Origin of the sequence: Dialister sp. UBA1703 (assembly GCA_002320515.1) — a bacterium.
Classification (GTDB): domain Bacteria; phylum Bacillota; class Negativicutes; order Veillonellales; family Dialisteraceae; genus Dialister.
This window is the reverse complement of sequence record DCJJ01000174.1, coordinates 1-14,539: the sequence shown is the minus strand read 5'-3', so window position 1 is coordinate 14,539 and position 14,539 is coordinate 1. Positions and strand designations below refer to the sequence as shown.

General features: G+C 52.5%; 11 protein-coding genes. All 11 read right to left on the bottom strand.

The genetic code is table 11. The features are described from left to right. Positions 1-305: 305 nt before the first annotated feature. The 11 genes from B2Y11_RS08615 to B2Y11_RS08565 all read right to left on the bottom strand — a co-directional run bounded on the left by B2Y11_RS08615 (position 306) and on the right by B2Y11_RS08565 (position 14,150). Positions 306-1,040, bottom strand: coding sequence for an alpha/beta hydrolase family protein (locus B2Y11_RS08615; protein ID WP_291058050.1), 735 nt, complete (start codon positions 1,038-1,040; stop codon positions 306-308). After that, entirely contained in the window at positions 1,021-1,935 is a 915-nt protein-coding gene (locus B2Y11_RS08610; protein WP_291058049.1) for a lysophospholipid acyltransferase family protein, read from the bottom strand. The genes B2Y11_RS08615 and B2Y11_RS08610 overlap by 20 nt, the downstream gene beginning before the upstream one ends. Before the next feature lie 94 nt (positions 1,936-2,029). Next, entirely contained in the window at positions 2,030-3,052 is a 1,023-nt protein-coding gene (lpxD, locus tag B2Y11_RS08605) for a UDP-3-O-(3-hydroxymyristoyl)glucosamine N-acyltransferase (protein WP_291058048.1), read from the bottom strand. A 6-nt stretch (positions 3,053-3,058) separates the two neighbouring features. Then, positions 3,059-3,517 (bottom strand): OmpH family outer membrane protein, encoded by a 459-nt coding sequence (locus B2Y11_RS08600; RefSeq protein ID WP_291058047.1) that lies wholly within the window; start codon positions 3,515-3,517, stop codon positions 3,059-3,061. Between the two features lie 14 nt (positions 3,518-3,531). Next, the gene (locus tag B2Y11_RS08595) at positions 3,532-4,488 is read right to left on the bottom strand and encodes a hypothetical protein (protein WP_291058046.1); all 957 of its coding nucleotides are present in this window, start codon (positions 4,486-4,488) and stop codon (positions 3,532-3,534) included. A 10-nt stretch (positions 4,489-4,498) separates the two neighbouring features. Beyond that, on the bottom strand, positions 4,499-5,014 hold the full coding sequence (locus tag B2Y11_RS08590) for an OmpH family outer membrane protein (RefSeq protein ID WP_291058045.1): 516 nt from the start codon (positions 5,012-5,014) through the stop codon (positions 4,499-4,501). 16 nt (positions 5,015-5,030) lie between these two features. Continuing rightward, on the bottom strand, positions 5,031-6,329 hold the full coding sequence (locus B2Y11_RS08585) for a Tat pathway signal sequence (RefSeq protein ID WP_291058044.1): 1,299 nt from the start codon (positions 6,327-6,329) through the stop codon (positions 5,031-5,033). 17 nt (positions 6,330-6,346) lie between these two features. Further along, complete coding sequence (locus B2Y11_RS08580; RefSeq protein WP_291058043.1) at positions 6,347-8,359, bottom strand: BamA/OMP85 family outer membrane protein; 2,013 nt, start codon at positions 8,357-8,359, stop codon at positions 6,347-6,349. A 55-nt stretch (positions 8,360-8,414) separates the two neighbouring features. Further along, on the bottom strand, positions 8,415-8,975 hold the full coding sequence (locus tag B2Y11_RS08575; RefSeq protein WP_291058042.1) for a hypothetical protein: 561 nt from the start codon (positions 8,973-8,975) through the stop codon (positions 8,415-8,417). A gap of 153 nt (positions 8,976-9,128) precedes the next feature. Continuing rightward, positions 9,129-9,746, bottom strand: a complete 618-nt coding sequence (locus B2Y11_RS08570) for a sigma-70 family RNA polymerase sigma factor (protein WP_291058041.1) — start codon at positions 9,744-9,746, stop codon at positions 9,129-9,131. Between the two features lie 9 nt (positions 9,747-9,755). After that, positions 9,756-14,150, bottom strand: coding sequence for a translocation/assembly module TamB domain-containing protein (locus B2Y11_RS08565; RefSeq protein ID WP_291058040.1), 4,395 nt, complete (start codon positions 14,148-14,150; stop codon positions 9,756-9,758). Positions 14,151-14,539 lie beyond the last annotated feature (389 nt).

The following is a 14,539-nucleotide window of genomic DNA, read 5'->3' as shown; positions in this document are numbered from 1 at the left end:
TGATAGCCGTGCTGTAGGGAGCCCTTGGGCGACTGAGAATCCAGTGACACGCTTCCCTATGGGGGAAGGTGGTGGCGCAGCCACCAAAGGGGGAATCACTGCAGTGCTAATCTGATTTAAGTCACTCATTCTATAGCATCCAAAGGGGGTGCATTTCCACGCGCCAAAGGCGCGGTTGTATGGTTTTACTAGTACACTAGTACACCAGCTCACCAGCTCACTATCCCACTAAATGGTTTTATTTATACTGCGCCCCTTATTTTTAAAGGGCGTCTACCAAGCCGACAGCCGACCGCCGACAGCTGTCAGCGGTCTATCCCTTCCATCCATTTCATAGCATCGTCCATTATATTGGTAGTAACGAAATGGCCTTGATGGGGATAGGTGATTCTTGTCCCTTTTCCTCCTGCCCTTTCCAGTGCTTCAGCGAAATGGGCCTGGGCTCTGGGGTCTACGGAGCTGTCGATTTCACCATTGGTCATGAAGATGGGGATGTTTTTCAGTGCGTCCACATGGTTTATGGGCGATTTCTTTTCGATTCCATCATAGAGGGGCCAGTTTCTTTCCATGTACATGCCGAAGCGGGCCTGGAGGAAGAGGTGGGTCATGAGCCAGTCGCCGGAGCCGTTGAAGGAGATAATTCCTCTGATTTTATCTCCATGGACTGCGCCTATCCCCAGAACAGAAAGGCCGCCCATGGAATGGCCCATGAGGAAGGGCTTTTCCTGGTAGTCGCGTCCGATCCTTTCCTGGAGGAGGGGAAATTCTTCCATGTTGTGGAAAATGGTTTCCCAGAAAATGCTGTAGTCTTCAAAGCGGTAGTAGTCGGAAAGAGGTCCCCTCTCTCCGTGGGAAGCGGCTTCGGGGATGTAGACGGTGTATCCGTTCATGGCAAGAATGCCTGCCTTGGTGATCTGGTATTCAGAGCGGCTGCTCCAGCCGTGGTAGAGGATGACCGGGTTTCCTGTGTCCCTGATGGGATGGACCACCAGCACAGGCACGTGGGCACAGTGGATTTTCTCAATGTTGAGCTGGTTCATATTTCTTTCCTTTCAGCTCCGGGTAGAAATAGTCTGTCCATTTCCAGCGGTTATGGAGCCAGAACCATTCTTCCGGATATTTCCGGATCCATTCTTCCAGCCGGACATTCACCTTGTCCGTAATATTTTTGATGGCTTCTTTTTTCTTAAGTCCCTCATCGGCGGTAATAGGCTCGCCGATAATGATTTCATAGTGCCAGGGAGCGGTTTCATGGATGAAGGCAGTCATGACCGGAAGGCCTGTCAGAAGGGCAAAATGGGCAGGGCCTGTGGGCGACAGGGTTTCCTGTCCCAGGAAGGGGGAAAGGATGCCTGTATCGCCGGGGTCCTGGTCGCAGAGAAGGCCTACGAAGTAGCCCTGCTTCAGCCTTCTAAGCATGTCCCTTACTCCTGTTTTATACTCCACCTTCTGCCCGGGCATGGAGCGGTATTCACAGAGGAAACGGTCAAAGTCCTTATTTTTCTGCTGCATGGCCACTGATAAAAGAGGATAGCCGTACAAGGCAAGGGCCGCCCCTTCCACTTCCCAGTTGCCGCAGTGGGTGGCGGCCAGAATGCATCCTTTCCCTTCTTCCTTCAGTGCGTCCAGCTTTTCTTTGCCCCGGATGGTGACATAGTCTTTGATATTGTCCTTATTCAAAAGGGGAAAACGGAACATGGAAATCCCCAGGGGGCCGAAGCGGAGGGAGGAGGCCCTGGCAATCTGTTCTGCCTCCTTCCTGTCTTTGGTGACTCCGGCACGGATGATATTTTCCACCGCCAGTTTTTTTCTTTTCGGCGGGACGAAGGTCCAGAAGAAACGGCCCAGTCCCCTTCCCATGGCATCGGCGCCGGAGGGAGAAAGACGGCAGGCCGCCCAGCCCAGCATTTTCAGTAATCTGTATGTTGCACCCATAAGCAAAACCTCGAAATATTGAAAAGAAAAGGTACAAGGCCTGTCCCTGCCTTGTACCCCTCCTGTGAATCAGGCTTTAGAAATCATTGATTCCTTACTTCTTTTCCGCTTCCTTCAGTTTCTTTTCCAGAAGACGGACTTTTTTCATCAGTTCCGGAAGGTGGGAAATCATGACTTCCACTCTTCCCCACTGGGCATGGGTGCGGGCCGGATAGCCCATGTACACGCCCGGTTCCTTGATATTGCCGATAACGCCGGTCTTACCGCCAAGGACTACATTGTCTGCAATCTTTACATGGCCGTTGATGCCGGTCTGTCCTGCCAGAATGCAGTGGTTTCCGATGGTAGTGGAACCTGCGATGCCTGTCTGGGCGATGATGAAGCAGTCTTCCCCTACCTGCACATTATGGCCCAAGTGGACCAGGTTATCGATTTTGGTGCCTCTGGCTACGACCGTATCATTCAAAGCACCATTATCTACAGCAGTGCCGGCACCCAGTTCGCAGTCGTCTCCGATGACCGCTTTGCCAAGCTGGCGGATGTGGTGATGGTGGCCTTTTTCGTCGGTGGAGAAGCCAAAGCCCTGTCCCCCTACTACCGCATGGGCACGGAGAACCACCCGGTCCCCCAGTACCGTATTTTCATGGATCACGCAGCCCGGATTGATTTCACAGTTTTTACCGATTACCGCATTCCGTCCTACGTAGGTGTAGGGGAAAATCACGGTGCCGTCGCCGATGCGGGCGCCTTCGTCGATAACGGCGTAGGCCATGATGCATACGTCTTTCCCGATTTCCGCCTTATCGCTGACGATGGCGGTGGGATGGATGCCGGGGGTGTAGCGGCTTTCCGGATGGAAAAGGTCCACCAGTTCGCCGAAGGAGCGGCGGCAGTCCGGTACTACGATGAGATTTTTCGTATAATGGGCGGGCAGTTCATCCACCAGGATAACGCCGGCCTTCATTTCTTCGATATGTTCTGCATAAAGTCCGCGGGCAAAGGTAATATGGGAGGGGCCTGCGCTTTCAGCGCTCATTACATCATCAATAATGACATTGCTGTCTCCATAAAGTTTTCCGCCTACGATCTGTGCCAATTCACCTGCTGTTTTCTGCATATGACCTCACTTGGACTGGGAAGAAGCGGCTTTGGAAGCGCCGCCGTCGATTTTAGCCAGTACTTCATCTGTAATATCAATGGCGCCGGTTGGAACTGCCATTTTGTTCATCACGATTCCGATGTTCTTTTCCTTAGCAATGACTCCTGCCTGGGACTGGATCATGGATTCGATCTGCTTCTGCTTGCTCTGGATGAAAATCATCCGTTCCTGCTGGGCGGACTGCACTTTTTTCTGCATATCCTCGTCAGAAAGGCCCTTCTTGGAGTCTTCTGTCAGACGGTCATTGATTTCCTTGTCCTTATCGGTGATTTCCTGCTGGATAGCCTTGATTTTCGGAGAAGAATCCTCCAGTTTCTGGTAGTCTATCACAGCCACCTTATGTTCACTGCCGCAGCCGGTGATAACGGCGGCAAAAGCTATCATTCCAACGCAGGCCAGTTTTTTCCACGAAGCCTTGTTCATTCTATTCCTCCTGCTTATTTCTGTATATTCACAATGCGGCCTGCCAGATCGCTGGTCACATCATCTGCACTGATATTGGCCTTGTACTTGGAGAAAATCATGTCCAGGTTCTTTTCAGAAGCCAGTCTTGCCGCTTCCTGCTCGATATCTTCCATGATTTCTTTCTTTACCTCAGCCATCTGTTTCTGCTTGCTGTCGATGCGGGCCTGCCAGTCATTATCCCAGGCCTCATGGCTTTCGGCAAAGTCATTTTCCACCTGGGCCATGTCCGCCTGTCCCTCTTCTTCCAGCCGGTTTCTTATTTCTTCTGCCGTGCTGTTTGAATAGGCTTCCAGTTCGGACTGTGCCTTTTCTTTGGCCTCTTTCATCTGCTTCATTTCCTCTTCCGTCCAGCCCGCCATATTTCCTTTTTCCCGGGAGGTACGAAGATCCATGAGTTTATGGAGCTCGGACTTCACCTGCTCCTTTTCATCGCCGGTGACGCCCAGAACGGTGAGCTTCATCTGAAGATTGGCCATTTCCGCCCTTTCCTCGGGAGTCAGGGTTTCCAGGGTCATGGAGCCGGCGGCAGCGTGGTGCTTCTTTTCAATGTCCTGATACAGGTTCTGGAGGCCCTGGTTCAGTTCATCTTCCCTGGCCTTCACCTTTGTTTTCAGTTCATTTTCCGCTGCCACGCGCCTGGCGGTGTCAGCCAGAGCCGCATTGATTTTCTGCTGCTTTGAGGAAGCGTCGATGAGCTTGTTCCGCTCTGTCTGGTACTGCGAAAGCAGGTGGTTGTATTCAGTTTCCAGTTTGAAATATTCGCTGTACTTCGGATGGGCCTTCACCAAAGTTTCCAGGTCCGCCACGCCGTACCGGTTCACCGGCGCAGGGGGCGTTTCCTCCTTCTTTGTGCCGCAGCCGGCAGTGAGGAAGGAAAAGGCAATCATCACGGAAGCGGCAGCGGCCAGAAGCGGCTTCACTCCCATCATGGTTCCTCCGTTACTTGCTCTCAGAAGCAGCGGAAGACTGGGATGCGGATACGGACTTGTTCAGTGCGTCGGACACTTCCTTGGTAATGTCGGTGCCGCCGTAGATGACAGCGGATTTATCCACCACCAGGGAAAGTCCCTTCTTGGAAGCCACGGACTTCACGGCGCCGGTAACCTGGTCTTCCATGTCCTTTTCAATGGCAGTCCGTTTCTGGTTGAACTGCTGCTGCATATCGTTGAACAGCTTTTCCTTGTCTGCGTCGGACATGCCCTGGGATTTGGCATCGAAGTCCTTCTGCATTTCATCGGCAGTTTCCTTCATTTTCTGCTGATAGTTCAGTGCCAGCTGTCCGTTGGAGGAAATCACCTGCCGCTGGTCCACTACGCCGATGTCGGAGGTAGGAGCTGCATTGGCGGTATCACCCATGGATACCACAGCCATCACTGCCACAGAGGCAATAAATACGCCTGCCAGGGCGAAGGAAAAAATCTTTACATTCTTCTTGTTTCCAAGAGTTGTCATCATAATGAAATCCACTCCTTTATAAATTGGCAATGAGTCTCAGCCATTTGCCGTCCTCATCATTATACACGTATTCCAGCGTAATGTAATTATGAATTTTATAGGAAAATCCAAATTCATTCTCCCTTTCCTTGAAATCCCGGTCGTAATGGAGAGCAAATTTGTCTCCCAGGGGAATCTGGGTGAAGAAATGATTGGAGTTTTCAACGAAATTGTATTTATAGCCCACATTCATGAAGGAGCCGAACTGGTGGGAGAAACCGCCGAACACATCCCAGTCCATGGGGCCGGGATAGAGGCGGGCCTCGCCGAAGACGGTATTCCGCTTCCCGATATAATGGCCCAGCATGCCTTCCACCGTCGTATTCCTGTCGCCGTCCCTGCCTGCATCCAGCCACACTTCCGTGCGGATAACCCAGTGATCGGTGAGGGCATTCACCCTGAGTTCCATGTTTTCGGCAGAAATGAGGGTGGTGTCGGTGGCAATACCGTATTTCTCAATGAAGGAATCCTTCTTCAGGATTTCATTCATATCGGAGGCAATCTTTCCGCTGTGGCGGGTAACGAAGGCCACCGGCAGTCCCTGGAGGCGGGAGAGAGCCGTTTCCGTTTCCTCCGCCGCCCGGAGCATGAGAAGCCGGGGCACCGTGGTTTTTTCAAAGGTGAGCCTGCTGGAACGGACAATTTTTCCCTGGGGGATGAGATAAATCCTTACCTTCGTGTTTTCACCGGACTCCACTTCGAAATTGGCCTGGAATTCCGGCAGTATCTGGGAAAGGAGGTCCCGTCCGGCGGACTGGGATACACTTTCCGCCCAGCCTACGGAATCCACCGGAAGGCCGATGAGAAGGGTTTCCATGAGGCGGGGCACGTCTGCCGTATCCTCTGCCACATAGCGGGCTGCTTCCGGCGTAAGGCCGCCGTAGTCGATCACCGTGTCCACGGAGCGGATGATTTTCCCCACGGGCTGAAAGGTCACATGGATTGACGTATCCCTGCCGTAGTTTACGGAAAGGTCGGACACCATGTAGCCGATGACCACCCGGTTGATGATATCTGCCAGCACCTTGTTATAGGCATCGCTGTTCAGGGAAAAGAGGCTTTCCTCCTTCCCCACAAGGACACGGCTGCCGATGGAGGAAATACTGGATACCACCCGCTTTTCCACCGCCGGCGGCAGGTCTCCGCCCACCGCATCAAGAGATACATCCACCTTTTCAATAGGCGCTGCCTCTGCCGGCATAGAAAGGAGAAAAGAAGAAACGAGCAGAAGAAATCCTGCCCGCATCATCTGTTTTTTCAGTAAGGAAGAAAACATGGTCCTCCTCCTGTAAATCAGAACTGGGTACCGAAGCTAAAGTGGAACTTATTCTGGTCCCCGTGGCCGTAGTCAAGACGGATGGGTCCGATCGGCGTCTGGAGACGAAGGCCTACGCCCACTGCCCAGTTGAGAGAATCATCATCTTCGTACCAGGGAATCTTGCCCTGGTCCAGACTCCAGGTACTGCCCACATCGGTAAAGAGTACGCCCTGTACCTTCTTCGCAATGGGGAAACGGTATTCCAGGGTGCCGGCGTACATTTTCTTACCTTTGAACTGGTCATCTTCATAGCCGCGCAGCGTATTGGAGCCGCCCAGATTGAAGAGGCTGCCGTAGGAAACGTCACCGTCAATATAGCCTCCCATGAGACGGAGGGCCAGGATGTGGCCACTGCCAAGGTTCTTGTAGAAACGGCCTTCGGCGGTAAACTTGTAGAAATCATAGTCGCCGCCCAGACCATGACCGCCCCACTGGGCTGAAATGGAGAGCCTGCGGCCCTTGCTGGCATTGAAGTAGTTATCGCGGTTATCGAATACATGGGTAAAGGTAAAGCTGTTGGTGGTGCCGAAGTTGTCCCAAATAGCTTTTTTCCAGGCAGCCTTCATTTCATTCTTAGACGTATAGCCATAAGAGTCAAAATCATTAAATTTATCTTCCGCATGCCCCTGCCATTCAAATCCGTCATGGTCGTCGTAGGATTCCTTGGAGGATTCGAAATTGAAGTAGTTGGTGCGGTATTCATCGGACACGTGGCCCCAGGTGAGGTTCCAGCCCTTTCTTCTCTTATCGTATTCGGCGATTTCATGGCCCTTGGCATCATAGTCATCGTATTCGTAGATACGGTTGAAAATGGAGCCGCCCAGGGAGTCGCCATTGTCGTTAATCCAGGGATGGGTGTAGGAAATGGTGTAGTTCTTGCCGTCCCCTGCGCCGCCGAATTCCCAGTGGAAATTGACCTTGTCGCCAGTGCCGCGGAAGTTGGTATCACCCAGTTCCACGATACCTACGGTGCCGTCGGAATCGGAGTAGCCGGCGCCTACGGTGACGATACCGGTCTTCTGTTCAATCACATCGATTTCGATGATTACATTATGTTCATTTTCCTTGCCCGGCAGGAGCTTCATATTCACATCTTCGAAGTAGCCCAGGTTGTAAAGCCTTTCCATGCTGCGGCTGGCCTGGAATTTATTGAAGGGCTTACCCTTCTTCAGTTTCAGTTCCCGGGTAATGACCTTTTCTTTTGTCTTTTCATTGCCCACGATGACGATATCTTCCACCACCCCTTCGGAAATATCCACATGGAGGGTGCCGTCAGCGGACACATTGACGGAAGGAATGGAAACGAGCATGTAGCCCTGTTTCAGATAGAGATTTTCGATTTCCTTCAGCTTCTGGTTCACCAGTACAAAGTTCAATACGCTGTCCTGGGGAATGTTCATGACGGATTTCAGGTAATCGCTGGTGAAAATGGTATTGCCGGTGAAGGTGACATCATGGACTACAGGGTTGGCAGCCAGCTGGTAGGTAATGCCCACCCCTTCCGGCACGGCGTTAAAGGCCGGGGTAATCTGGGAGAATACGCCGGTGGAGCCAAGGGAAGCCACATCGTTACGGATGCCCTCTTCCGTTACCTGGGTGCCGGGCTTGCTCTGTACCAGAGGAGAAAGCTTTGTTTTGACTTCTTCCGGAATGCCGGCGAAATCCACAGAGGTAATGGTTTTTCCCACCTGGGCTTCAATGGCTTCATCGTCCGCTTTGGAAAGATAAAGGGAGGCATCCCCGACGGCTACGGTCTGCGGGGACTGCTGCACCGCTACGGAAGCTTCGGCCTTATCCTTTGCCGTTTCATCGGCAATCTGTCCGGAAGCACCGGCCTGCCGGCCGGTATTTACGTTAATCATGGCGCTCTGGGTCATACCGCCCGGGGCGGCTGTCCTGTCCGGAGAATCTGCAAAGGCAGTCATGCCGGAAAGGGACAGCAGCACCGCGGAAAGGAGCACTGCTTTTCTGCTTTTTGATGTAATCATACATTCCTCCTCATAGTTTTTTAGAGTAGTCTGTTTTTCATTTATTAATAAGAGTTTAGGCCTGGCCCCTGAGAGCCCTGCCTGCTTCTCCCACAACACTTTGAATCTCCCTGTCAGACAGGGGCGGTGCCGGCTTGGGTGCCGGTGCGGGCGCCACGGAAGGCGCAGGTTTTGTTTCCACTGCCGCCGGTGGTGTATACACCGGCGCCGGTGCAGGCTCTGCCCTTTGTTCCGGCTGAGCCGCTGCCTCCGACAGGCTCTTATCCTCGCCTGCAGCAGATACTTTCATGTCCTCTGCTCCTCCTTCAGGAGCCCTTTCCTTTTCGTGAATCACAATCTGCACCGGCCTCTCCGGCTCTTCTGCAGAAGGGTTCAGCATATTCCAGAAGGCATTCATGCCCAAGAACAGGGTAAAGGCCGCCCCCATGGCGCCGGCCCTGAGGAGCCAGCGGCGGAGGGCAGAATTTTTATGCGTTTCATTGAGGCGCTGCATTTCAGCCTGCGCCATGATGAGATTGATTTCCCCGGTTATTTCTTTGTGGCTGCTGTAGGAATGTTCTGCTTTTTCAAGCCACTTCCGTACAGCCTGCACCCGTTTGACTTTATCTCCTGACATAATACCTCCCTGTCAGGGAAACGAATATCCTGCCATTTCCCTTTCATCTTATAATCAGCAATGGAGAAGTATACATGAACATCAGTAAATAATAAGAAATCAGATAATATCGTCAAAATGCTTGACTAATCTTTTATTTTCACCTATATTACACTATTTCCTGTCGTGAATCAATTTGGAAAGCATGCCCCGAAGGCGCCGTATGCCCCGCTTTTCCAGACGGTACACGTAGGCGGTGCTCACATCCATGGCATCCGCCGTCTCCGCTGCGGTCTGCTCATTCAGGTACACCCGCCGGATCACATCCTGCTCCCTCAGTGGAAGCCGGGACACCGCATGGCTCACCGCCACATGGAGCACGCTTTTGTCTGCTGACTCAAAAGCCGTATCCGGAATGGCTTCGGAGAGAAAAACCTTTTCCTCCTCCCCGTCTTCCAGAAGCACTTCCTCCCCGTTTTTACGGAGGAAATCCACCATGCGCCCCCGCACCCGGTGGAGGGCATAGAGGGAGAAAGCCACCCCCAGGGAGGGCTGGAACCGTTCCACCGACTCCATGAGGCCCACTGTCCCCTCCTGGATGAGATCCAAAGTCACCGCTTCCTGCAGGCCGTATTTCATGGCCTCCCGGAAAACCAGGGGCTGGTAGTGCTCGATAATGGACTGCCTGGCCTCCAGAAGGCCCTCCTCCTTATATTGTTTCCACAACGCTTCTTCCTCTTCCCTTGAGAGCCTTGTCAAAGTGGAAAGGAAGGATTTATATTCTTCCAGCATCTATATCACCTAGAATTTGAAACTCCAGTCTGTTCCCACATAACTGTCATGGTTACTATTATACCACGAAGAAAGGCCAACCCGCGAGTTCAAATCATAATGGGCGCCAATACTCTTTTCCGTATTATTCATCCCCATGGTGGCGGTGAGCATGAAATCGTTGAAAATGTACTTGCCGATTTTAATGTAGTAGTAGTTGTCATTGTTGTCGGCTGCGCTGTCGTAGTAATCGGTGAGGCTGGAGGTAATGGAAATCTGGTCCAGGCCGATTTTATCCTGGAGGAAATCCTGGATGCCGTTGCCGAAGAGCATGGTAAGGCCTGCATTGAAGAGGGCCCCTTCCATGGCGCCGGAGCTGTCTTTTTCATTAGGATTTTGGTGAAGGGTAAGCAGCATGAGGATCTGGGAATCATTCAGCGCCGGTTCGCTGTGGAAGGTGGTCTTCATGTCCCCCGGCGGTCCTTCCATCTCCGCCGTAATACCGTAATGGCCTACCCTGGTGTGCGCTTTGGCATGAATATCGGGAAGAAGGTTCCCCTGCTCGCCGCCCCATACGGCGCTGGCATCTCCCATTTTGAATTCGGTGGTATTGATTTTCACAGTGCCCTTTTCCACATTCACCCTGCCGTTCACGAAGGGCGACGAAAGGGGACCCATAATGGAAATATTCCCTTTCACCATCATGTCATAGAGGGCGCTGTTGTAAAGGCGCACATTGTTACCGATAATCACGTCGATTTTAGTGAGAATATCCAGGGACGTTTCTCCCGAATCCCCCAGGAGGGCGAAAGGAACATCCACCATGGCGTTTTCCGCCTTCAGTGTGCCTGTAAGGCCCGGTTTGCCGAATCTTTCAATTTCCTCGACATGGAAATCGCCGTCCAGGGCGCCGGAATAATAGATGGAGTCAATGGCGGGAGTATGAATATGGAGTTCCCCCTTGTAATCCCCTATCTTCATATGGTCCCAGGAAACGTCGCCGTTCACTGTGAGGCTTCCGCCGCCGAAGGCGGCGCTCCCTTCCAGATGGGAGTTCCTGCCGGAGAAGGAAAGATTCATGTTGATGGGAGAAATGGCTTCATTCATGGTCATAAGGGAAAGGGTGCCGTCTTTTACGGTAATGCCCCCCAGAAGGAGGGGATCATCATAGCTTCCCGCCACATTCACATGACCGTGGATGGGGCCGCTGGCTGCGGTGACAGGTTTGAAGAAAATGGCCAGCATGTTCATATCCGCTTCGTCCAGGTTAATATCCAGGTTCATAGGCACCGCCTTATCCGTGGTGCTTCCGGTGAACAGGTTTCCCGGAAGGGTGCCCTTCATGCTGGCCCGGTACTGTCCCCGGGATACCAGCCCATTCTGCACGGTAACCACATTATTGGCTGCATTGGCCATGAGGGACATGCTGTCAAAGGTAATGTCTCCGTACCTTGGATGGTCGAGACCTACGGAAATATCCGCCACCGGTGCATTTTTACTGCCCGAAAGGACGACTGCCGCCGTCAGATTTCCGCCAAGGGACAGATCCTTTTTCCCAAGGATTCCCGGAATCCAGGAAATATCCATGTCCCGGGCAGCAGCTTCAATATCCAGATCCCCTGCGCTGTTCATGGAACCTCTGGCTGCCAGCACGCCGGAACCGATGGGAATGTAGAACTGACGGATGGAAAGGGCCTTATTCATGTAGGAGAAGTCAATCTTACCGTCCCCAAGGGCTGCGCTTCCCAGATGACCGCCCAGCAGGTGGGCCTTGAAATCCACATTCGGCGAATCGGTGGTACCGCTGATGCGCATGCTGCCTTCCACCAGTCCGTCTACGCCTTCCACATCCCGGTGGAAGAACTGCATAATATCCCTGATATTCCAGCTGCTGAATTTCAAAAATCCATTCATAGAACCGGAACGGGTGTTATAGCTTCCCTTCCAGGTGAAAGTGCCCTGCTTCTGGTTAAAGCTGCCTTCATCCAGGAACACTGTACCGTTTCTGTAATGGATGGCGGTGGACACATTTTTAATGGTGTTGCCGGCAATAGTAATCTGCCCTGTAGACGCCATGCCGTCAAATACAGGATCGTCCACAGTGCCCTTTACATGGCCCAGAAGGGAAAGGCTGCCTTCCATATTTCTTCCGGGGAGAAGCCTTTCTATCCGGATATCGGTGAGACTGGTGTCAAGGTCCAGCTCCTTTCCGTGAATCCGCCCCTTTACCAGAGCGGTGCCGTCGTAAATGTAGCCCAGGCAGTTGTCCAGCACCACATCCGTGCCGTCATAGCTGTACTTTCCGGAAATACTCTGGAAAAGCTCACCCATAACAGAGCCGCTCCAGGCGTGGAAATCGCCGGAAACAGAAGGTGCATCCACAGAGCCGGTGACGTGAAGGGTATTGGAAACCCAGCCGGTGACGGGGTAGTCAAAGTCTGCCAGAGAAAGAAGATTTTCAATCCTTGTTTTGTCCGTCTTAACCGTCAAATCCATTTCATGGGGAGCGCTGATGCCTACAGTGCCGCTGACGCTGTGATTTCCTGCAGGCCCTTCCATGGAAATGGATGAAATGGAAGCCATGCCCCCTGCCAGGGATACATGGCCAAAGGCTTTATCAAAGGCAGCATTCTTCACGTGGCCGTCAAGGGCGGTGAAATCCACCGTCCCCTCCGGTACGTCCATGGTGCCGGTCACATGGGCCTTAAGGGACACCTTCCCGCCCATGTCCACGCCGGTGAAACGGCTGAAGGCCGAAGCCTCCACGTTCGCTGCGTCCACATTGCAATTCATTCCGTTTTCGCTGTATGTACCGTTTCCTGTGAAGAAACCGTCAGCCCCTGCGCCGGAAGCATAGGGAACGGTAATGACGCCGTCCCTCTCACTGGCGGAGAAAGAAAGGCTGTCGAAGGAAATATCATCATAGGCAAGGGAGGTGCCATAGGCAGTGACGTTCCAGTTCTGTCCGTCATAGCTGCCAAAGCCTGCCAAATGGGAAGCTGCCATGTTTTCATAGGAAAGGTTCTCCCCTTCAAAGGAAGCGGAAGCCCGGGAAATGGAAGGGGCGCCTCCTGCATAGCGGCCTTCCGCCTGCACATAGCCGCTCACCGTGCCGGCAGCCGGTGTCTCCACCGGAAGGCCGTCAAGGCTGATGTGATCCATAAGAAGGCTCAGGGAGAAATCGCCGCCGGAAAGGTCATAGAAGCCATAGCCCGATACGGTTCCCCCATCCTTTTCCGCCTCCAGGCGGGAAAGGGAAAGGCGGTTATGGCTGAAGGAAAAAGCAAGGGATGCCTTGTCTATGCCGTAATTTTCATAGGAAAGATGCTCGCCGGTCAAAGTGCCGGAGGCAGAGGGATTATCAAGGGTACCGGAAAAATCCACATTTCCCTCCACTGTGCCGGAAGCACCATAATCGGGCAGGAGCTTTTCCATTTCCACCTTGTGAAGATACACATTCCCCTCAAAAACAGGAGTATCCGCCGCTGTATCTACAGAAAGAGCACCGGTTAATTTCTGCCCGTTCACCCTGCCGGACACATCGGAAAGAGAAAGAACACCGTTTTCTATATTAAAAAAAGCCGCTCCGTCAGCTAAAACATAATTATCATAGCTGAGAGCAGCATGGTTAAAAGAACCGGTCACCCGGTAGGCAACGGCGCCATCACTTTTCCAGATTTTGGCTTCCGTTACCTTACCTGTACCGTCTTCCAGCTTTAATTGATTCTGAAGCTGCGGGAATGCACTGAGCAGGGGCTGCAGGGATTTCAATGAAACAGGGTCGGTGCTTACATTGATTTCCACATGGCTGCTGTCCTTATAGTCAAGGGAACTCTTAAAGGCACTGTCCATGAAAACGCCCTTAAGGCCTCCGGTAATATGGGAATTTTCATCAAAGGCAAAGGTGCCGTTCAGAGAAGTGAGGTCAAACTCACCGGCTGCCGTGGTACCCACCTTCGCTTCACCGTTGGAAATGATGATATTGCCGGTAAAAGTACCGTTGTCGGAAGTATCCGAAGGCTTCAGGATGGTGGTCACATTCCAGGTGCCGTCCTCTTTCTGGGCAAGCGAAAGGACAGGGTCCTCCACCGTCACATTCTTCACCACAGTGGCCACACCGGCGCCGTTGACGAGGTAGTTATAGAGAGACGACAAAGTCCAGCCCACGGTCAAAGAGGGCGTAGAAAGCACGTCCACCCCGTTCTCGTCCTTCAGCTCCAGCTTCGTGAAAGCCAGATTCAGGTCAGGATCCAGGTCCATGGACTCCCAGGAAAGGGTGCCGTTCACCCTGGCCCCCAGCTGCTCTTTCAGCACCGGTTCCAGGTTCTGTACAATTATCGGTCGGATCAGGAGGTAAATGGCGCAGAGCAGCACGAAAATAAATGCTGCAATCCCATTCAGCCACCATTTGATTTTACTGTTCAAAGTCATCTCTCCAATATTTTATGATGATAAAGGTTCAGAGGGTTCAGAGGGGAAGGTTGACGGGGCCTTTGGCCCCGAAGGTTGTATAAAAGGGTTGTATCCCCAAAGGGGAAACGACTCACTACATTTTATGCGTCGCTATCGCTCCTATAAAATGTGTTCGCTGTGCATCGCTGGCGCTCAGGGGGCAACAGCAGCTCCGCTGCTAAGGGTTATGGATTGCCGCCTTTGGCGGCAATGATTATATAGGCAGCGTTACGGAACTGGCTTTTGTGTCATCATTGCGGCCCCCGTCATTTCGAGCGGAGGTACTAGGGAAGCACTGATTAATTCATAGAGTCTGCTTGTATAAGAATTTTTATGCACTGCTTCGTCATGGGACTCCTTAA